This is a genomic window from Pontibacter indicus (assembly GCF_900156345.1).
GTDB classification, from domain to species: domain Bacteria; phylum Bacteroidota; class Bacteroidia; order Cytophagales; family Hymenobacteraceae; genus Pontibacter; species Pontibacter indicus.
This window is the reverse complement of record NZ_FTPP01000002.1, coordinates 382910-403819: the sequence shown is the minus strand read 5'-3', so window position 1 is coordinate 403819 and position 20910 is coordinate 382910. Positions and strand designations below refer to the sequence as shown.

The 20910-nt window shown below is 54.1% G+C and carries 17 protein-coding genes; 3 read left to right on the top strand and 14 right to left on the bottom strand.

Annotated elements, in window-relative coordinates:
- Window positions 1-97: 97 nt before the first annotated feature.
- The 4 genes from B0B12_RS10375 to B0B12_RS10360 form a co-directional block, all read right to left on the bottom strand.
- Entirely contained in the window at window positions 98-1405 is a 1308-nt protein-coding gene (locus tag B0B12_RS10375; protein ID WP_076668618.1) for a cystathionine gamma-synthase family protein, read from the bottom strand.
- Between the two features lie 2 nt (window positions 1406-1407).
- Entirely contained in the window at window positions 1408-2175 is a 768-nt protein-coding gene (gene truA, locus B0B12_RS10370) for a tRNA pseudouridine(38-40) synthase TruA (protein ID WP_076668615.1), read from the bottom strand.
- Window positions 2176-2281: 106 nt separating this feature from the next.
- Window positions 2282-2695 carry a hypothetical protein gene (locus B0B12_RS10365; RefSeq protein ID WP_076668612.1) on the bottom strand — a complete coding sequence of 138 codons (414 nt, stop codon included), beginning with the start codon at window positions 2693-2695 and terminating at the stop codon, window positions 2282-2284.
- Window positions 2696-2844: 149 nt separating this feature from the next.
- Window positions 2845-4044, bottom strand: coding sequence for a thiolase family protein (locus B0B12_RS10360; RefSeq protein WP_076668609.1), 1200 nt, complete (start codon window positions 4042-4044; stop codon window positions 2845-2847).
- 64 nt (window positions 4045-4108) lie between these two features.
- Between B0B12_RS10360 and B0B12_RS10355 the strand changes: the two genes are divergently transcribed.
- Complete coding sequence (locus tag B0B12_RS10355) at window positions 4109-4606, top strand: DUF4293 domain-containing protein (protein WP_076668606.1); 498 nt, start codon at window positions 4109-4111, stop codon at window positions 4604-4606.
- Between the two features lie 162 nt (window positions 4607-4768).
- On the opposite strand, the gene B0B12_RS10350 is transcribed toward B0B12_RS10355, so the two are convergent.
- From B0B12_RS10350 to B0B12_RS10340, 3 genes are all read right to left on the bottom strand, one after another.
- Complete coding sequence (locus B0B12_RS10350; RefSeq protein ID WP_076668604.1) at window positions 4769-6112, bottom strand: PepSY-associated TM helix domain-containing protein; 1344 nt, start codon at window positions 6110-6112, stop codon at window positions 4769-4771.
- A 79-nt stretch (window positions 6113-6191) separates the two neighbouring features.
- A complete protein-coding gene (locus B0B12_RS10345) occupies window positions 6192-7709 on the bottom strand; it encodes a SusD/RagB family nutrient-binding outer membrane lipoprotein (protein ID WP_076668602.1) in 1518 nt (505 codons plus the stop codon).
- 27 nt (window positions 7710-7736) lie between these two features.
- Entirely contained in the window at window positions 7737-10772 is a 3036-nt protein-coding gene (locus tag B0B12_RS10340) for a SusC/RagA family TonB-linked outer membrane protein (protein WP_076668600.1), read from the bottom strand.
- A 163-nt stretch (window positions 10773-10935) separates the two neighbouring features.
- Here B0B12_RS10340 and B0B12_RS10335 point away from each other — a divergent pair, with 163 nt between their 5' ends.
- The gene (locus tag B0B12_RS10335) at window positions 10936-11928 is read left to right on the top strand and encodes a helix-turn-helix transcriptional regulator (protein ID WP_244554674.1); all 993 of its coding nucleotides are present in this window, start codon (window positions 10936-10938) and stop codon (window positions 11926-11928) included.
- A 187-nt stretch (window positions 11929-12115) separates the two neighbouring features.
- Here B0B12_RS10335 and B0B12_RS10330 read toward each other — a convergent pair whose 3' ends face one another.
- The 3 genes from B0B12_RS10330 to B0B12_RS10320 all read right to left on the bottom strand — a co-directional run bounded on the left by B0B12_RS10330 (window position 12116) and on the right by B0B12_RS10320 (window position 15026).
- Entirely contained in the window at window positions 12116-12847 is a 732-nt protein-coding gene (locus B0B12_RS10330; protein WP_076668598.1) for a proline and serine-rich protein 1 family protein, read from the bottom strand.
- A gap of 181 nt (window positions 12848-13028) precedes the next feature.
- Window positions 13029-13703, bottom strand: coding sequence for an outer membrane beta-barrel protein (locus tag B0B12_RS10325; RefSeq protein WP_076668596.1), 675 nt, complete (start codon window positions 13701-13703; stop codon window positions 13029-13031).
- A gap of 153 nt (window positions 13704-13856) precedes the next feature.
- Window positions 13857-15026, bottom strand: a complete 1170-nt coding sequence (locus tag B0B12_RS10320) for an AIR synthase related protein (protein WP_076668594.1) — start codon at window positions 15024-15026, stop codon at window positions 13857-13859.
- A gap of 223 nt (window positions 15027-15249) precedes the next feature.
- On the opposite strand from B0B12_RS10320, the gene B0B12_RS10315 reads away from it, so the two are divergent.
- Window positions 15250-15795: a hypothetical protein gene (locus B0B12_RS10315; RefSeq protein WP_076668592.1), complete on the top strand. Its 546-nt coding sequence runs from the start codon at window positions 15250-15252 to the stop codon at window positions 15793-15795.
- A 100-nt stretch (window positions 15796-15895) separates the two neighbouring features.
- On the opposite strand, the gene B0B12_RS10310 is transcribed toward B0B12_RS10315, so the two are convergent.
- The 4 genes from B0B12_RS10310 to B0B12_RS10295 all read right to left on the bottom strand — a co-directional run bounded on the left by B0B12_RS10310 (window position 15896) and on the right by B0B12_RS10295 (window position 20872).
- Window positions 15896-17845: a CHU_0125 family OmpA-like outer membrane integrity protein gene (locus tag B0B12_RS10310; RefSeq protein WP_076668590.1), complete on the bottom strand. Its 1950-nt coding sequence runs from the start codon at window positions 17843-17845 to the stop codon at window positions 15896-15898.
- A gap of 25 nt (window positions 17846-17870) precedes the next feature.
- Window positions 17871-18353 carry a hypothetical protein gene (locus B0B12_RS10305; RefSeq protein ID WP_076668588.1) on the bottom strand — a complete coding sequence of 161 codons (483 nt, stop codon included), beginning with the start codon at window positions 18351-18353 and terminating at the stop codon, window positions 17871-17873.
- Window positions 18354-18519: 166 nt separating this feature from the next.
- Complete coding sequence (locus B0B12_RS10300; protein ID WP_076668586.1) at window positions 18520-19338, bottom strand: (Fe-S)-binding protein; 819 nt, start codon at window positions 19336-19338, stop codon at window positions 18520-18522.
- Window positions 19339-19498: 160 nt separating this feature from the next.
- Window positions 19499-20872, bottom strand: coding sequence for a 4Fe-4S dicluster domain-containing protein (locus B0B12_RS10295; protein ID WP_076668584.1), 1374 nt, complete (start codon window positions 20870-20872; stop codon window positions 19499-19501).
- Window positions 20873-20910: the final 38 nt, after the last annotated feature.

The following is a 20910-nucleotide window of genomic DNA, read 5'->3' as shown; positions in this document are numbered from 1 at the left end:
AGGTTTTTCGGGATTTCTCAGGTATAGCGACTACTCCTTAAAACACAAAAAGCCCTCCCCTGTTTGGCAGAGGAGGGCTTAAACAAGAATCTTATACTTATACCTCTACTTCCACAGGTATCGCTACTTTCTCCAGCGCTTGTGCAATGTCAGAGATGATATCCTCCGGATGCTCCACGCCAACCGAGATGCGGATCATGCCTTCCCCAATCCCCATCACAGCACGGTCGGCTAGACAGATATCGGAGTGCGTCATGGAGGCAGGGTGCTCGGCCAACGACTCGGTACCACCCAAACTTACTGCCAGTTTGATCAGCTTCAGATTGTTGAGGAATGTGAAGGCTTCTTTTTCGCTGCCCTTGATATCGAATGAGATCATGGAGCCGGCTGCAGTGCACTGCTTGTCGTAGATGGCCTGCTGCTGCGGGTTGTCCTGCAGGTAGCCTAAGTAGTAAATCTTGTCTACTTTCGGGTGTTCTTTCAGGTAAGCCGCCACCACTTCTGCGCCACGTGCCTGGCATTCCATTCTAATTTTCAACGTCTCGAGGCTGCGCATCAGCATCCAGCCGGTCCACGGACTAGCCATGGAACCCATGAAAGTACGCATGCCTTTCACCTGTTTCATCAGGTCGGCCGGACCGGCGCAAGCCCCCGCAATCAGGTCGGAGTGGCCGCCAATGTACTTGGTGGCCGAGTAGAGCACGAGATCAGCGCCGTGCTTGAGCGGGTGCGAGAACACCGGACCCAGGAACGTGTTGTCCACGGCTACGACTACTTTCTTGTCGGCAGTCGAGTGCTTTTTGGCGAGTATGGCGCAGGCTTCGATGTCTACCAAGTGGTTAGTCGGGTTGGCTGGGGTCTCGACATAGATCATCGCCAGTTTACTGGCCATACCAGATTCTTCGAGCATTTTCGCTACCTCTTCCATTGGCGTGCTAGCCTGGAAGCCCATGCTTTGCACACCAAACTTCGGCAGGATATTCTTGATGTAGTAGTCCGATCCGCCGTAGATGGGTTCGCTGTGCAGGATCAGGTCGCCGGGCTTGAGCAGCGCTAAAAGTGTAGTACTGATGGCGGCCATCCCGCTGGCGAACACGGCCGCTTCGTCGGCACCGTCCCAAAAGCGGAGGCGGTTCTCGAGGATCTCGAGGTCGGGGTTATTGAGGCGGCTGTAGATCAGGCCCAGCTGTTCTTCGGCGTGCTTCTCACGCAGGCCATACGCTAGTTCAAAAAATGCCTTGCCCTCCTCAGCGTTCTTGAAAACAAAAGTAGAGGTCTGGTAAATAGGTGCTTTCACGGCCATCTCCGACCACTCGGGGTTGTACCCGTAGCTCATCATCAAGCTTTCGGGCCGCAGGTGCTTGCCGTTCAGGTGTGGACCATGCTGGTCTTCTGGTAATTGCATATTTATAAAGGGTTTGTTTTGGGTGATGTCTTGAAAATATGCTCCGGGTAATTGACCCGCGCCAGGTATAGCCCCTCGGAAGGAGCCGCTCCACTGGCCCTGCTTCGGTCCTGGCCGGCAACGATTTGCTCAAACTCGGCCACAGAGATTTTCCCGCGCCCCACGTCGAGCAAAGTGCCCACGACCAGCCGTACCATGCCACGCAAAAAACGGTTGGCCCGGATGGTGAAGACCAGTTCGTCTCCCTCCTGCCGCCAGACGGCCTCGTACATGTTGCAGTTATAGTGCTTGGTATCGCCTTTGACTTTGCTGAAGGTCGTAAAATCCTCGTAACGGAGCAAAACGGCCGCCGCTTCGTTCATCTTCTCCACATCCACAGGCCGCGCCAGGTAAGTGGCGTAGTATCTTTTGAAAGGGTCTTTGGCCAGCGTGATGTGGTAATGGTAGGTGCGCTCAAAGGCGTCGAAGCGTGCGTGGGCCTCATCGGTGACCAGGTATAGGTTTTTGGCTACGATGTCGGCGGGCAGCAGGCGGTTAAAGCGGTAAATCATGTACTCGGGGTCCAGCTCCTGCGCCACATCAAAGTGCACGAACTGCTGACTCGCATGCACGCCGGTGTCGGTGCGGCCGCTCCCCGTGGAACTGATCGGCTGTCGCAGCACTTTGCTCAGGCAATCGTCCAGCACCTCCTGCACCGACAGGGCGTTGGGCTGCACCTGCCAGCCATGGAAACGGGTGCCGTCGTAGGCTATCTCTAAAAAATACCGCATGGGCAAAGATAGCAAAAAAGGCTGCCTGTGTACAGGCAGCCTCCAAACTATGGTAGCGGTCTTCTTCTTTTGTCTCTTGGTTATGCTATCAGGTAAACAGCGCACCTTATCTTTTGTTTTGGCTTCTGTGCCGTTCTTCCAAGATAACTTTGGCGATGGCACGCTCCCGCTCCTCCCGACTGGTGGGGACATGCCGGCGGTCTTCTACCCTGCCCCTGTGGTTGCGGTCGTAATCACGATCACGGCCATGGTCGCGGTCGCGCTCCCAGCGGCGGTCGTTTCGGCTATACCTGTCGTTGTGGTGTGAGCAGCAGCTTTTGTTCTCGTAGCGCCTGTCGCGGTGACTTTTGCAGTGCTTGCAGTCGTCGTACCCGCGGTATTTCTTGTCGACATACACCACCTTTCCTTTCGCGTGGTGTTTGTCCTTACACTTCCGGTGGTCGTGGTCTTTCGCTAGGGCGGCCTCTCCTCCAAAAACCAGCAGCATGGTCGTCAGCACAATCGTCAATACCTTTTTCATAAGCTTTAAATGTTAGTCCGGAAACATTCAATTCAAAGTATATGCCAAAAGCCTATATAGCTATACCTAATATTTTAGACTCACCTCTCTTAAAAGCAAAAAGCCATTCCGGTAAAACAGAATGGCCTTTTTGAAAGATATGTGTTTGATTACAACCTTTCGTAAATGATCGCTGCCCCTTGCCCTACGCCCACGCACATGGTAGCCAGTCCGTAGCGCACGTTGTCGCGGCGTTTCATTTCGTGCAACAGGGTGGCCGAGATACGGGTGCCACTGGCCCCCAGCGGGTGACCGATGGCAATGGAGCCACCGTTCACGTTCACAATCTCCGGGTTGATGCCCAGTTCCTGCACACAAGGTATAGCCTGGGCCGCAAACGCCTCGTTGATCTCGGCCAGTCCGATGTCGTTGATGGTCAGGCCGGCCCGCTTTAGCGCTTTTTGAGTGGCAGGCACCGGCCCCATGCCCATGTAGGCCGGTTCCACACCGGCCACTGCCGCTGACACGATTCTCGCCATCGGTTTCAGATCGTAGCGCTTCAAGATTTCCTCACTCACAATGATAGAGGCCGCAGCACCGTCGTTTATACCCGAAGCATTGCCTGCCGTCACGGTACCTCCTTTTTTGAAAGCAGCGCCCAACGCAGCTAGTTTCTCCACGGAAGAAAGGCGCGGGTGCTCGTCGGTGTCGAAGAGGATCGGGTCGCCTTTGCGCTGTGGCACCGGCACAGGTATAATCTCGTCTTTGAACTTGCCAGCCTCGGCCGCTGCCTTGTACTTGAGTTGCGAACTGTGAGCAAACTCGTCCTGGGCTTCACGTGAAACACCGTAGCGCTCGGCCACATTCTCGGCTGTCTCGCCCATGCTGTAGGGGTAGTGCAACGAAGAGAGCGCATTGTTCACAAAGCGCCAGCCAATGGTCGTATCGTAAATTTCAGGAGTACGGGCGAAGGCGGTTTCGGCTTTGGCCATCACAAAAGGGGCCCGAGTCATGCTCTCCACACCGCCGGCCAGGTATACGTCCCCGTCGCCGCAGGCAATGGCACGCGAGGCGTCGATAATGGACTGCAGACCGGAGGCGCACAGCCGGTTCACGGTCACGCCACCAATCTCGTGCGGGAGTCCGGCCAGCAGAAGCGCCATGCGGGCTACGTTGCGGTTGTCTTCGCCAGCCTGGTTGGCGGCGCCCAGCACCACGTCCTCGATCAGGCTCGGGTCCAGCTGCGGATTGCGGGCCATCAACTCTTTCAGAATGAAGGCTGCCAGGTCGTCTGGTCGCACGCTGCTGAGGGCACCGGTAAACTTTCCGACGGGTGTTCTGGCAATATCAATAATATATGCTGTGTTCATCAATTTTTGTTTTACAGGTCTTTGTCTAATTTTGCAACGCTTTGCAATTTAAATTAACCCCCTTATGATACAAAGAATTCAATCCGTATTTCTGGCCCTCATCGTGGTGGCCATGGTGTCTCTGTTGTTTTTGCCGCTCTGGTCTAAGGTAGATGCCGCCACCGGCGAAGAGGTGGTGCTGACTGCCTGGAACCTGTTTTTCCAAACCGTGAACGAACAAGGCGAGGCGGTGCAGGCTGGCGCACAGACCGGCACAAGCACCATTGCGATTGGCATACTGGCCATTGTGGCCGCTGGCGTGGCGATTTATGAAATTTTCCAATACAAGAACCGCCTCACCCAGATGAAGTTCGGCCTGATCAACTCTCTGGTACTGATCGCGCTGTTTGGCACCTCGTTTTACTACGCCAACTACGTAGGCAATACTATGGCGGCAGGCGCTAAAGGAGAATACGAAGCTGGTTTTTATATGCCTATTCTGGCACTGCTGCTCAACGCGCTGGCTAACCGCTTCATCAAAAAAGACGAGGACCTGGTGCGCTCTGCAGACAGACTCCGCTAAGGTATAGCAACCCGCAACAAAAAAGGCTTCTCTTAACCGGAGAAGCCTTTTTTGTTTTAGCACCACGCATGTCATTTCGAACGGCAGTGAGAAATCTGTTACCTGTGATGCTCCAGATTTCTCGTTGCACCCGAAATGACAAGAGAGTTTAAGCTACTACCTCTAAACTGCAGCTGATTTTCTGGCCACAGGTATAGCACCCTTCTTCTTCGACTTCTTACGCAGCTTGTTGATCCAGATGATCGTGCCTGTTATGGGCAGGCTGGTTGCCACAAGGCAGGCGATGAAGTATAGGATCTTGGAGAAGGTGCCGTATACGTTGCCCACGTGCAGTGGCTTGATGGACGATGTGATCTGTTCGTTCAGCGGCTTGTCGGCAAATATCTCTGCTTTCAATATCTGTCCGTTGTACTGGTCGAGCTGCACTTTGTCGGAAGCAGCTGGCGCGAAGAAACCCACTTTGTTTTTGCTGATTGACACGGTAGCTGCTGAATCGGTTGGCAGCGAGATGCGGTAGTCGCCCTGGTAAGGCAACACGGCTTCAGCGGCTTTCACATAGTCTGCAATCGTCGGTGTTGCGGCTTGTGTCGGGTCAGCTGGCACGGTGGAGAAAAGCGGCTCTTCTTTGCGGTCTTTTTGAGGAGTTACGCCCATCACTTTGAAGAAGCCTTCTTTGTACCACTCAAATGACCAGGTCAGGCCCGTGAGCGACATCACCAGCAGCAGGAAAGACGAATAAAAGCCCAGCGAGTTGTGCAGGTCGTGGTTGATGCGCTTCCAGTTGCCGCTCCATTTTATTTTGAGGCCCTGGCGCCAGTTCTTTACTTTCTGCGGAATCCAGATCACCAGACCACTGAGCACGATCAGGGTGAAGATCACCGTCGCCCAGCCCACGATCGGACGGCCTACTTCGGTGTCGAGCAATAGCCAGCGGTGCAGCCGGAACATGGTCATGAAGAACTCGGAGGTCGGGCTCTCGGTTGTGCCGATCACTTCTGCAGTGTAAGGGTTCACGAGGTAGTTGGTGCCACGGTCGCGACCACCGCCTCCACCGCCTTTGCCACCAGGACCACCGCCCGTTCCGCCTTTGGCAGCGGCAGCTTCAGGTCCTTTTTTGCCTTCGCCGCCTTTTTCGCCGGCACCTTTGTCTCCGCCTTTTTCTTCTTTGCCTTTTTCTTCACCGCCTTTGTTCAGCTTCACATTCACGGTATAGGTGCGGCTGGCGTCGGCAGGTATGGTAATGGAGCTTACTTTGCCGCCGGTCTCGGAAGCCACTTTCGCGATAATCGCCTCGGCGGCAAGCGGCGTAGCGCCCGGTTGTACCTGCACTTTAAACTTCTCCGGCTCCATGAACTCCTGCACCTCGGTGTTGAAGGTATAGATCGTGCCGCTCAGGCAGACCACAAACAGGATAAGGCCGCTCACAATGCCCATCCACAAATGGAGGTCGTTGAACAGCTTGCGCACCTTTTGCCAGGCCGATTTTGGTTTTTGGTTTTGCTTCATGATGGAGAGAAGTTTAGCTAAAAATCCCTCCCTCGCTTTTGCAGGCAAGGAAGGGAAGGTATAGGATTGCGATTATTATTTACTTGTTCCAAAACACCCGTGAGCGGAAAGGGTCTATAGCGCCCTGCTTGGCCACTTCCTCGCTGTTGGTGTATACCTCCGACTGGCGGTACGTCAAGCGGCGAGGCCTGAAATCCGGGTCAGACGAGGGGCTCTGCAGCGACTGTGGCAGTTTGCTCAAGTAGTTCAGCCTTCTGAAGTCGTTCCAGGCCTCAATGCTACTGATGCTGTTCAGTGCCAGCCACTTCTGCTCGATGATGCGCTCCATTTTATTCGGAGCGAGCGCAAAGTTAACAGATGGCTGCAGATTGTAAACGGTGAATTCTGCTGTCGGCACGTTCATGTATTTGAAAGACTCTTTGATGGCCTCTTCGTACAGCTGCCCGGCACCGCTCAGCCAGCCACGCTCAGCCGCCTCGGCCTGCAGGAACAGGCTCTCGAAAGAAGATAGCAATACCGATGGCTGTTGCGCGCTCTTCAGCAGCGCCGCCGGCTGGTTGCCGTTCTCGTTCGGGCCTAGCAAAGCAGAGGTCTTCGCCATGCTAAAGTCGGCGGTTGTAGCTCCGAGCGGCACACCTACATAATCGCCATTCACGGCTTTGTAAAGCTTTGGCAAACGCGGGTCGTTGCGCTCTTTGTACTGCTGCACCAGGTAGTCTGTTGGGCGCAGGGTGTTGTAGCCAGTGGTCAGCGCGCCGGCCTGGTTCCGGTAATAAGCGTCCCAGAAAGGATTCTGCCCGCCTGCCGTAACCTGGTAGCCCGGGTTCACCAGCGCGCTTTCGCCTATACCTAAGAAGCCGCTTCCCTCCTGCTTGATCTTGGCCAGTTCGTCGTTGATGTAGCCTTCTCTTCCGGCCTCTGACTGACGGAGCAGCGCTCTCAGCTTGATGGTGTTGGCGAACTTCACCCACAGCGTCAGGTTTCCTTTGAAGATCACGTCGTCCGTAAGCGGCTTTTTAGACAAGGCCGGAGCGGCTTTGATGTCCTGTATACCTGCTGTGATCAGGTTCATAGCGCCGTCGTATACCTGCTGCCCGTCTTCGTACTTCGGCGTCACATTTTTGCTTCCCTGCAACGCATCTGTGAAAGGCACGTTGTTGTACAGGTCCACGAGGCGCATGAAGTGCCAGCCCTGCATGATCTTGGCGATGCCTACATAGGCCAGGTCGCCGGTGGCGGCAGCGCTGTTCTCGATGTCTTTGTAGTTCACCAGCGTGGTGTAGCTGTCTTCCCAGATCGGGCGGCCGTCGCGGTCGAAGGACATGGCCTCCACGCCGTAGGTTTCTTCCAGCCTGAACAGCGAGGTGTTCACCGGGCCGTCGGTGGCTTTGGCCCAGTAGCCTACCCATACCGCGCCCAGCTGGTTCAAGGCACCCGTTTCGAGGTTCACGGTCTTGACGAGGGCGTTGGGCAATTTTTGTTCTACCGGCACGTCGGTCGGCGCATTGGGGTTCACATTGGTATCCAGGAAGCTGTCGCAAGCGGTAAAAGTAGTGCCGGCAAGCACAATCAGGATAAGGGATAATAACTTTTTCATATCACGAAGAAGAATGAATGCTCTTGTTTAGAATGCCACATTTACATTGAAACCAAAGGTGCGCGTTGGTGGCAGGTGTCTCCAACTCATGTAGCCCTCGCTGCTTCCGCCGGCATACACAAACTCCGGGTCGTTGTAGATGTTGTCTTTGGCCCAGATCGAGAACAGGTTGCGGCCCACAAAACCGATTGTCGCCTCTTTCACCAGTTTCTGGCCATCCAGCCAGTGCGCCGGCAAGGTATAGCTCAGGCTCAGCTCGCGCATCTTGAAGAAGTCGGCGCTCACGGCGTAGTTCGACTGCACGGTGGCATAGTGGTTAGCAAAGTAGTTGCGGTCGCCCTTGGTCTTTACATCCGTATTGGGCGTGAACACACCCGGCGAAGTCTCGATCACAGAGTTCGGGATCACAAAAGGCTCGCGGCCATACTGCGTGGTGAGCGGACTCGTGCCGTCTGAGATCATGCGGGCGGCTGCCTCGGTATAGACCACGGCCCCCATACGCCAGTCGAACTGCGCCCCCAGCTGGAAGCCTTTGTACTGTAGTGAGGTGTTCAGGCCAAGTTGGTAAGGAGGCGTGCCGGTGCCACCGTAGTAGAGTTCCGAACCACTTACCGGGTTACCGGTTTTCGGGTCCACGATCACTCTGCCCTCCGGGTCGCGCTTGTAGTCGGTGAACAGGTAGCTGTTGTAAGGCTTGCCCACGATCAGGTAGTTTTGCCGGAAGTGGAACAGCTGGTCGATGCCGCCGTAGATTTCATCTACCTTGCTCTTGATGTGCGTGAGGTTAGCGCCCACATTCCACACCAGGTCGCCGCGCTGGATCACATCGCCGTTAATATTCAATTCGATGATCTTGTTGCTCGCCTTGAAGGCATTCACCCAGGCCGATGTGAAACCGGAGCCGGCAGAAATATCGGCCAGGATAGTACCGTCTGTGGTTTTGGCGTCCACGTAGGCGGCCTCCAGGTTCAGGCGGTTCTGGAAGAAGCTCAGCTGCGTACCTATCTCCAAAGAGGTTACAAACTCAGGCTTCAGGTTCGGGTTGGCATCCGACGTGCCCAGGCTAAAGCCCGGCAGGTTGCCGTATGGGAAGCCGTCGGTCTGGCTGTATACATTCTGCAGCTGGTAAGGCTCCACCACCACGTTGCCGGTTCTGTTGTAGGAGGCGTATACCTTGCCGTAAGAGAAGGTGTTGTTGTTTTTGAGTGCATCAATAGCATCGCTGAACACGAAAGACGAACTCACGCCTGGATAAAAGTAGCTGCGGTTATCCGGACTCAGTACCGACACAGCCTCCTGGCGACCGGTAAAGGTCAGGAACAGGTAGTTGTTGTAACCGGCCGTCAGCTCACCAAATACTGCCACTTGTCTTCTCTGACTGATGCCTGACTTGCCGCCCAATTGCCCCAAACGGTTGTCCTGGTTGAACAGGCCGGGTACCACCAGCGCCGAGGCGCTCAGGTTGGTTGTCTTGCTGTCGTCGGTGCGCAGGTTGTTGCCCAGTAGCAGACGGGTGTTGAACTTGCCGAAGTCCTTGTGCATGTCCAGGATGAAGTCGCTGTTGATGCGGCGGAAGTTGTTCGTGACGTCGTTCACGCTGCCCGGTATGTTGGTGCGGCCCGGCGTGGTGTAGGTAAACTTGCCTACCGTGGTGCGGGTGTCGGTGTTGCGGCTGTAAAGACCAAGACGGTAGATCGCGTTTATCCAGGGAGCGATCTCGTAGTTGAGCTCGATGTTTCCGGTCAGGGTCTGCTGCTCGTTTACCGTGCGCTGGTTATCAGCGTTGAAGTAGGGGTTGGGCTGGTTCGTGCTGAACCAGTAGTTCGGGTTGGCATGCGGCGTGTTCTCCCAGTCTTTCAGGTCGGCGAAAGGCAGGCTAACCGGCAGGCGGTATACTGTAGACCAGGGCTCGCTCTGCGTTACGTCGCTCTTGTTGAACACGTAGTTGAGGTTGTAGCTGGTGCTCAGTTTGCCAAACGAACGGGAGCCGTTGAAGCGGGCGCCGGAGCGTCTGTTTTTGTCACCTTCAATGATGCCCTTCGTCAGCACATCCTGCAGCGAGAAATAGTAAGTCGAGTTCTCATCACCTCCTGAAAAGTTGAGATCGTTCTGGGTCGTGAAGCCTGTATTGAAGAAGGCTTTTCTGCCGTCTGCATTCGCGCTGTAAGGCAGCTGCCACTGCGTGCCGTCTGGCAGCACAGGTCCCACCGGGCGCATCTCGCCATCGAAACGCGGCCCCCACGACTGGTACTGCAGCGGGTCGTATACCCCATTCAGGCCCTGTCCGAATTCTGTCTGCTGTTCCGGCAGGCGGCTTATCTTATCGAAAGTGGTGGTGTTCGAGTAGTTGATGCGCTGCGTGCCTGCACGGCCCTTCTTGGTCGTGATCATCAGCACGCCGTTTACACCGTCCGAACCGTATACAGCCGCGGCGTTGGCGCCTTTCAGCACGTTGATGCTTTCGATGTCGTTCGGGTTAAGGCGGTTGATATCAGGTATAGGCACGCCGTCCACTACATAGAGCGGGGCGTTGTTGCCCGTATGCGAGCGTATGCCGCGCAGGTTCACCTGCACATCCGGGTCCACTTTGCTGTCGAACATGTTGATGCGCAGGCCCGACACCTTGCTAGCCAGTCCGAGAATCGGGTTTACTACTTTGCCCTGGGTCAGTTCGGCGGTATTAAGCTGGGCGCTGGCCGTGCCCAGTTCGCGGGCGGGCCGCTTGATGCCGAGTGCGCCAGTTACGATTACTTCTGATAGTTGGGTGTTGCCGGGCTGAAGCTGCACCTGCAGCGAGTTGGCGTTCCCGTTTACCTGTACTTCCTGAGAGGCATAGCCAATGTATGAGAAAACGAGCACCTCGCCCTCTTTGGCGTTGATCTGGAATGCCCCGTCTGGATTGGTGGTGGTGCCGTTGTTGGTTTCTTTTACTCGAACAGTTACGCCGGGTAGCGCTGTGCCGGTGGCCTGCTCCACTACCTGCCCCGAAACGGCCAGGTCCTGCGCCGAAACTCCGAGCACCAAGAGCATGAGTAAAGCCGACGCCAGTAAATGTTTGAACATATCTTATTTATAAGGTATAGTAGTTGATTTCCGGGCAACGCTGAGAGAAGAATTGCCTTTTTCTGCTGTTTGCTATTTAGATATAGTCTAAATAAACTTAACTTGCACAAAAGTAGACCTTCCAAATTTATTTCGGTAACAGGTAAGGGAATTCTTTTATCAAATGAGGGAAAAGATGAAGTATGAAGTGAGCGAACCAGTAATTGGTGATCGGAGCGGCGCCTGTGAGCAATCAACCGAGCAGCAGCGGCCTGCCTTCTGTGTTTGCCAGGGCCAGAACGCGCGCGCGAATGCCGAGGCTAACATGCGCTTTCCTTCCGGCGAAATCCACTTCAGCCATACGGCGATCAGTTTGTCGAACAAGAAAGTGGTGGGCTGCTTTAACAGCGAAGACTTTGCCCAGTTGTACTTTTCGATGCGCGGCAAGAGCGCCTTCCGGATCGGCGAAAATCCGAAGCCTTTCGCCAGTTTCAACGCCCAGCAGCACAACCTGCTTTTCTTTTCTGATGAGGAGGCACAACAAGAGATAAAGCCTGACCCGCAGGTGGAGATGCTGACGGTCTACATTCCCTCTGACTTTCTGCTGCACTACCTGCCAGAAACAGGCAGCCCGTTTTCAGAGCTGCGCGATAACATTTTGGCCGGTAAGCCTGCCCGGCTCAGAAAAACGAACCTGACGATCACTCCCCGTATAACGGCGGTGCTGCAGGAGCTGCTCAACTGCATGTACACGGGTTACTGCAAGCGCATGTTTGTGCAGGCGAAGGTGATCGAGTTACTGATGCTGCAGTTTGAACAATGCGAGCAGGACGAGGTGCCGAGCACAAGCGGACTGAAGCAAACGGATATCGAAAAGATGCTGCACGCCCGCGACCTGATCCTTCAGAACATGGAGTGCCCCTGCTCGCTGATCGACCTGGCCCACATGGTCGGCACAAACGAGTATTACCTCAAAAAGCATTTCAAGCAGGTGTTTGGCACCACGGTATTTGGCTACCTGAACACGTACCGCATGGAGCAGGCCCGCAAAATGTTGCTCGAAGGCGACCAGAAAGTTGGTGATATTGCCAGCGCTCTGGGCTTTAAGTACGCTGCCCACTTCACGGCTGCTTTCAAAAAGCACTTCGGCTACCTGCCACAGAAAATCAAGTCGTAGACCTTTGCGCAGTGACTCAGGTATAAGCCTCTTGATTAGTTGCATTGCCTGATTCATTACGATTGCCAATGCTTCAGCTTGATTCTCCCCTTCCCATAGATTATACCTTCTCCTAACAAAAAAAGAGCAGCGCTGGATTACCCTGCGCTGCTCTCAATTTTTACCTTTTTACCTTTTTAACTTAAGATCATCTTCTCCGGCTGGTATAGTCCTCCAGTTCCCGCACGTTATGGTCGAACTTAAAGATGTCGTAGATGTAGTAGAAGCGCTCTTTGTCGCACACGCTGTCGTAGGCGAACTTGGCAAACTCGAGGCGGGTGCTCTCAAACTCAAATGCCAGCAGCACGTTGCGCAGGTCTTCTGATAGGATGCTGCTGTTGCGCACGGCCTCACGGGCGATAGTAAGCCGGGTGCTCTCAAAGTCGCGGCCCTTCATGGCGTCGAGCAGGCGGTCCACGTCGTAACGGTCAAGCAGGTTGCGGCAGCCATTGGCGGGTTCTTCGTAGCGGGGAGGTACCGGCTCATAGCGCGGCGGAGCAGGCTCATAGCGGTCGGGGTAGCGCGGTGGCACGACCACTACCGGCGGCGGACCCAGCGGTATTTCGCTGATCACATTCAGACTCACTCTTCGACCCGATACGCGCACGGAATAGTTCGTTTCGTAACCGGCGCGGGCCAGCACGTTTATACCTGTTCTATACACGCCATGGCGGCCCCTGATCCGGAACTCCACATAATGGTTGCCGGGCCGCAGGTGCGTGATGCGCACAAAGTTGGAAGCCGTCCGGTTTATCAGCCGACCATCCAGGGCCATCTGGAACGGTTCGCCCCGATGGGTGGTAAAGGTCACGACGGTGGGTTGTGCGAAAGCCGGCAGCGCCAGCAGCACAAACAGAAGCGGAAGTAGAAGTCTTTTCATGGCATATAGCTTTTAGCGTATACCTTCGCCAAGCCAATTATTGTGCCAGTTTGTGGAACTAAAGTGCGGCGGGGTTTGTCTGCGGGGCTTTCATTGGTTTGCAGGTGTAGGTATAACAAAAAACTACAGGTGTTGAGCCTGTGGTTTCTTGATTTAATTACTGCACCGAAGTGATCTTTAATCACAACTTATAATTCATTCCCAGCTCAAAAGACTTGATGATACTCCTCAACCCATAGCCTTGATCCCAATCGTAATGCGAGGAGTTCATCCCGGACAGGTTCTTCTTGTAAAAGAAGTAAGACAAATTCCCATAAAGCCTGTTGCTGATCTGATAGTTGAAGCCCACTCCTGCCATGGCAAACACATTGAGTCCATCGTCTTTAACAGTATGCGAAACCGGACCATCTGCTCCGTTGTGGGTGGTTCGCAGACTAGTGAAGCCATAGGCTGGCACAAGCGAGACAGTACCGTAGACCGGTACCTTCCTGTAAAGGTTAAGGAAGGTATGGTAGAAGGAAAGCGAGCTCACGATGGCGATAGTTTTGGAGTCATGCTTGTACTCCACTTCGTGTATTTGCTCCGTCAGCCGATCCCTGTCTCCTCCTAATCCGAAACCAAGCCTCACACTTGCTCTATCGGAAAGTTGATATCCTGAATTAAGAAAGACTGGCGTGAAATAACCTGATCGGACAGGCCCCTGCGTTTTACCTTCTTTGTAGTAGATGTGGTAAGAAACCGTCTGCAGGTTAAGGCCTAAAGTGAATTTTCCATTCTCGATGTAGGATGATTCTTGTTGAGCGAAGGCGGAAAAACAGCATAATAGAATCAATAGAAAGGCAAGGCATGTTTTCATATAGGTATAGCGCAAGAATCAGATTCTTAATATATACCTATATTTTGAACGATTTAGCCTATTGCTAAATTTTATTCTGGTTTCTCAAGGCTCCAAAACAAAAAACCACAGGCGCTATACCTGTGGTTTTCCTTTATGTGTGTATTTGGGTGCTTACCCTTCGTAGTAAAACTCTCCTTTATCCGTCTTGATCGTGAGTTCGTTGCGTTCGCTGGCTTCTACACGGCCGATGATTTGCGCGTCCACGTTGAAGGACTTCGAAATGTCGATCAGGCTTTGGGCATATTGCTCCGGCAGGTAGATCTCGAGGCGGTGGCCCATGTTGAAGACCTTGTACATCTCTTTCCAGTCGGTGTGGCTTTGCTCCTGAATGATGCGGAACAGCGGCGGTACCGGGAAGAGGTTATCTTTGATGATATGTACCTTCTCGGTGAAGTGCAGCACTTTGGTCTGGGCGCCTCCGCTGCAGTGCACCATGCCGTGTATGTGCTGCCGGTGCTGATTCAGGATTTCCTTCACGATCGGCGCATAGGTGCGCGTTGGCGAAAGTACCAGCTTGCCTACTTCTATACCTGTCTCGGGCTCCACATCGGTCACACGGTAATTGCCGGAGTACACCAGGTCCTTCGGCAGTTCCGGGTCATAGCTCTCCGGATAAGAGGCCGACAGGTATGAGTGGAACACGTCGTGACGGGCGGAGGTGAGGCCGTTGCTGCCCATGCCGCCGTTGTACTCGTCTTCGTAAGTAGCCTGCCCGTAAGAGGCAAAGCCCACGATGACATCACCGGGCTGTATGTTATCGTTCGAGATTACCTGGTCGCGGCGCATGCGGGCAGTCACAGTGCTGTCCACGATGATGGTGCGCACCAGATCGCCTACGTCGGCTGTCTCGCCGCCGGTGCTGTAAATACCGATGCCATTGTCGCGCAGCATCTGCAGCACTTCTTCGGTGCCGTTGATGATGGCGGCAATCACCTCGCCTGAAACGAGGTGCTTGTTACGGCCGATGGTGGAAGAAAGCAGGATGTTATCGGTGGCGCCTACGCAGAGCAGGTCATCGGTGTTCATTACCACGGCGTCCTGCGCTATACCTTTCCATACGCTCAGGTCGCCGGTCTCTTTCCAGTACATGTAGGCCAGCGACGACTTGGTGCCCGCGCCGTCAGCGTGCATGAGGACGCAGTGCTCGGGGTCGCCGGTCAGGATGTCGGGGATGATCTTGCAGAATGCTTTCGGGAAAAGCCCTTTGTCGATGTTCTTGATGGCGTTGTGCACGTCTTCCTTGGAGGCGGACACGCCACGGCGGAGGTATCTATTTTCCATAGTGCTGGTCTTGCTTGCTTTACAAATTTAAGAAAGGCCTTTGTATATACGGCAAAAAGAAATGCTTTTAAACAACCGTAGCCACAATTAATAATCGAACCAGCATTTCACAGGGCCAAATTTGGTAGGTATAAGGTATAGGCTGTCGAAAAAGCAGCCTGCCATACCTTGCAACCATCTCAGAATATATTGACTCTTCTATATAAACAAACTGATAGAAGACATGCTCAAAAAACTCATCATCTCCCTTGTAGGCCTGTTGCTGTGCCTTTCCGTGCAAGCCCAGGATTCATTGCAGATAAGACCACAGGTATCGGCGCCTTATAAACTAGCGGTTGGTTTACGCTACGCAACCGGACCGGCGGGCTTAACGCTGGGCGTAACAGCCAAATATTTCATACGGGAGCAGTCTGCCCTAGAAGCCTACTCTGACCTAAACCCTGAGTCCCGTCAGTTTCTTTCATCCATCAGTTACATCTGGCAACCTAAACTCGCTACATCAGACCGCCTTAGGCCCTATGCAGGTATAGGCATTGGCATACTCCGCACCAACAACCCCTCGCCTGCATATTTTGATGGGCCCGCTTCCTATATCAACCCGGTTGCTGTTGCTTCTTTCGGCGCTGAATACTCTTTCAAAAAGATCCCTCTCGCCCTCACGTTCGATTATCGAGCAACCTTTCTGCGCTATGGGCGCTCAACACCAAACTTTGTAGATCACTACAGAGCCAGTAATTTAGGCATAGGCCTGAAATACACCTTCCGCTAAGGTATAGCACAGGTATAGAAACAACATCGGCGGCTACAGTGCAAGACTATAGCCGCCGATGCTGTTTTGTGTTCAGGTATAGCGCTATACCTTATACCTGTTACTCTTGTATGCGCACCACCTTGAACTCGGTGCGGCGGTTGCGCTGATGCTCTTCCTCGGTCTTGGCGTTACGCACTACCGGGCGGCTCTCGCCGTAGCCCTTGGCCGTGATGCGCGACTTGTCTATACCTTTGGAAATGATATAGTTCACGGCAGACTGCGCGCGTCGCTGTGACAGGTCCTGGTTGTAAATATCCACACCACGGGAGTCGGTGTGCGAACTCAGCTCGATGGAAATCTGCGGGTTGTCTACCAGTATCTCCACCAGTTTGTCGAGTTCCACGGCGGCATCCGGACGAATATCAGCTTTGTCGAAATCGTAGAAGATGTTCTCGAGCACAATGGCTTTTTCTTTCACGATCTCGGTCAGCAGCAGGTCAGCAGTCAGGCGCACTTCGTTCACTTCGTTCGGCAGTTGGTTCTGCGGTGGCATCTTACCTACAGTCGTGATGCGCTGGCGGGCAGCAAAGAAGCCTGCTTTTTCAGACACCAGTGAATAGGCGGTGGCGCTGTCGAGCGGGAAAGAGAACTTGCCCTCGGCATCGGCCTTGGTCTCGGCTATCTTCTGCCCGCTGGCGTCCTGCAGCACCACTGGTATGTTCGGCACCACCGTCTGCTGCTTGTCTTTGTCGCGGCGCTGGTATACCGTACCGTCCACAAAGAAATTCACCAGCTTGCGGGCCGATTTGGCAATGGCGTAGATATCGTCGCCTCCTTTGCCGCCTTCGCGGTTGGAGGAGATGTAGCCTGTGAAAGCATCCTGGAAGAAAAGACCGAAGTCATCGCCGCTGGAGTTCACCGGCACGCCCATGTTCACAGGTTTGCCTTCTTCAATCTTAAACACATCGAGTCCACCCAGGCCCGGCAAACCGTCAGAAGCGATGTACAAGGTGCCGTCCGGACCTACGTACACATAACTCTCGTTGCCAGGCGTGTTGATGCCCGGTCCCAGGTTTTCAGGAGCGGAAAAGCGACCGTTATCGTCGATAGTGGTTTTGTAGATGTCGTTGCCTCCTAGGCCTCCCTTGCGGTCAGAAGAAAAATAGAGCGTACGGCCATCCGGAGCGAAGGCAGGAGAAGAATCCCAGGCGCGTGGATCGCTGATACTGAGCAGTTTCGGCTCTGTCCAGGCGTTGGAGCGGTAGAACGAGATGTACAGGTCCACGTTGCGGCGGCCTTTCTTGGTGCCTTCGTTGCCACGGGCAAACACCATGGTGTTCCCTTCATCGGCAAAGGTAGCCAGCGCATCGTGCAGGTCTTCGGTGTTGACGCCTTCCAGCTTGCGCACGGCAGCACCCAGGTTGGCTGTGTCGCCATCCAGCGTAGTGGCATACAGATTCAGAAAGCCTTCGCCATTGCCCAGGTAGGTTTTGCCCGGTCCGCGCGTGGACGAGAAGATCAGTTCGTTGCCTCGCACAAAAGGGGCAAAATCAGAGCCCTCGGTATTCAGCGCCTGCAGGTTATAGATCTCAAAGCCGGTGTTCTTTTTCAGGATGGTGCTCAACTGGCTTAGGGTTTCGACTTCGCGCAAGGCCAACGCCTTCAAATCAGGCTTGCTGCCGATGCGGGCGTAATCCTGCATCTGGCCCAACGCGGCTTCGTACTTGCCATTGGCCTTCAGCGCCATGCCGTAGTAAAAGAAGCCCTCCTCTTTGCGGTAGTTGTTGTCGAGTGCCGCTTTGTAGTAGGTTTCAGCCTCTGCCAGCCGGTTTGACAAACGGTACGACTCGGCGATGCGGTAATTGATCTCGCCTGTGTTCTTTGCCCCTTTCAGCGCCTGCTTGTAGTACTCGATGGCCCGCTCATACTGCTCTTCCTGGAAGCGCTTGTCGGCCTTGCTTAGGTACATGCCCGCGCCGCAGGAGCTGAGCACCACTGCCAGCAGCAGAATGGCTGCCGTAAACTTCAGGTAATTGGCCACTGACTTGGTCGATAGCGTCTGCTGCATGGGGGTATGTTTTGAATTAGCGGATCTAAAAATACCTGGAGAGCCAACTTTGCTGTGCCGGCCGTGGCCAGGCATCCTGCAGCTCTCCGTAATTGTTTACCAATGTATCAAAATATAAGGTATGCGCGTCGATCTCGCCGGCGGCCACTTTCGTTTTCAGCTCGTTCATCCCCACTACCTCCACCTGACCGTCTTTGAGGAAAGCCAGTCGGGTGCGGTCGAAGAACGAAACGCCGAAGCGCTGCTCGAGCTCCCGCACAAAGGCCACAGACTTATCGATAGAACAGCCGCTGGCTGAGGTAACGGTTTCGTTGTTAGCCAGCACCAGAAAGCGGTCGTGCAGCAAACTGGCCGATGCCTGCAAGCCCGCACCATGACTACTCCAATCAGCAGCAAAACGCTCCAGCATGGGTTTTATTTCTGCTTGCTCTGCCTCCGTCAACGCCCTGTCAGCCTGGTAGATCCAGAGCCGGGCATGCGGTGGCAGTTGGTCAAAAGGAATGTACATTTTTATTGTTGATTGTTAGTTGTTGATTGTTGTTTTTAAAGCGTTGCTCACTGATGATGTCGTACCTGAAAAACTATACCTGCTCGCACTTATCACTAAAAAAACAGGTATAGATAAATCCATTTCAGGGTTAAACAATCATCAATTAACAATCAACAATTAGATATTACTTCGTAAGCCCCTCCGCTTGTGCGATCAGCTCGGCAATGTCAAAAACTTTTACGCTTTCTTCCTGCTCCTTGTTTTTCACGCCGTCGCTCATCATCACCATACAGAACGGGCAGGCTGTCGCGATCACACCGTTTCCAGTACCAAGGGTTGCCAGCGCCTCTTCCGTACGCTCGATGTTGATGTCCTTTTTGCCCGGCTCCGGCTCTTTGAACATCTGGGCACCACCAGCACCGCAGCAAAGTCCGTTGGCGCGGCTGCGCTTCATTTCTACCAGGTCGGCATCCAAAGCGGCCAGCACATCGCGTGGCGCTTCGTAGATGTCGTTGGCGCGGCCCAGGTAGCAGGAGTCGTGGAAGGTGATGCGCTTGCCCTGGAAGGCCTCGCCCCCTTTTACCTTTACCTTGCCCTCGTTGATGAGCTGCTGCAGGAAAGTGGAATGGTGGATCACCTCGTAATTACCGCCTAGGTCCGGGTATTCGTTCTTCAGCGTGTTGAAGCAGTGCGGGCAGGCCGTCACGATCTTCTTGATGTTGTAGGCATTCAGCACTTCGATGTTGGTGATGGCCTGCATCTGGAACAGGAACTCGTTGCCGGCACGCTTGGCTGGCTCGCCGGTGCAGCTTTCTTCTGTGCCGAGTACGGCATATTTCACATCCACATGCTCGAGTATCTGCACAAAGGCGCGCGTCACACGCTTGTAGCGGTCGTCGAACGAACCGGCACAGCCAACCCAAAACAGCACTTCCGGCTCCTCGCCGTTCGCGGCCATTTCTGCCATGGTTGGCACTTTAACTAATCTTTTATTTTCTTCCATCTGATTAGGTATGAATTGTCGATTGTTAATTGATGATTGTTTTCACACTCCCAAAGGTATTGCTATACCTTATCAAAAGGCATAAGCATCCCAATATCGAGCGTCGCAATCAATTTATAACAGTCAACTTATAAGCAATTAACAATAAGCAATCAGCAATTTAATTCTTTGAAGGCACATACAGCTCCTCGGCCCAGTTGAAGCGGTCGGAAGCCGGGAACGCCCACGGGGCACCGTTGTTCTCGATGTTGGTGAACATGGCGTTCAGCGAGGCCGGCGCAGCAGACTCTTCCAGCACGAGGTAGCGGCGCAGGTCCATGATGGTGGACAGCTGGTCGATGTTTACCGGGCAGGACTCCACGCAGGCGTTGCAGGTAGTGCAGGCCCAAAGTTCTTCCGGGGTGATGTAGCCACGCAGCAGCGTCTTTTCGTCAGTTGTCTGCACGCGCTCCACGCCCAGTTCCTTGTAGTGGTTCGGCGCAAAGATAGCCGGGTGCTCGCCTTTCTCCTCCATGCGGTCGCGGGTGTCCATCACGATCTTACGAGGCGACAGCAGTTTACCCGTCAGATTGGCCGGGCATACCGAGGTACAGCGACCGCACTCGGTACAGGTATAGGAGTCCATCAGCTGTTTCCAGGTCAGGTCTTCCACGTCTTTGGCACCGAAGCGCTGCACAATCGGGTTGCCTTCGGTGTCCATTTCCGGTGCAGGCGGCTGATAGCTTGGATCAAGCATGGCCTTGATCTCGTGCGTGATGGCCGGGTTAGTGGTGAACTTACCCTTCGGCCACAGCTTGGAGTAGTACACGTTCGGGAAGGCCATGATGATGTGAAAATGCTTGGAGCTCGGCAGGTAGTTCATAAACGCCAGGATACCGATGATGTGGAACCACCAGCCGGCGCGCTCGATGATGTGGAGCGAGCTCGGATTATCGCCGAAGATGTTAACGAATAGTTGGCTGATCGGGTAGCTGCCGGCCACTTCGCCACCTTCCATTTGCACCAGCTTCAGACCGGCGATGTTGAAGGCAAAAAGGGCCAGCATCAGTACGATCTCGGTGATCAGGATGAAGTTGGCATCCATTTTAGGCCAGGCGCGCATCTCCACACCCGTCGCCAGGCGCGGCAGCTTCGTCACGTTCCTTCTCCACAGGAAGATCGCACAAGCCACAATTACCAGAGCAGCCAAGATCTCGTTGATGAACATCAGCGCGCTATAGAGTGGCCCCAGGAAGGCCAGCACGCGGTGGGTACCGAACACCCCATCGATCAGGATCTCGATTACTTCGATGTTGATCACCAGGAAGCCCACATACACAAAAAGGTGCAGCACGGCTGGCAACATACGCTTGAACATCTTCTGCTGCCCAAAGGCCACCAGCAATGTTTTGTTAATCCGCTCCGACGGATTATCGCTCAGGTCGACGTCGCGCCCCATCAGGATATTCTTGCGGATTTTACGGATCTGCCACACAAACAGGCCTATCCCCAGGCCCGCTATGATCAGGAAGATAATGTTCTCGAGTTGAATCACGGCAAATTATTCGTTATACATACCAATTCGTAGATAAA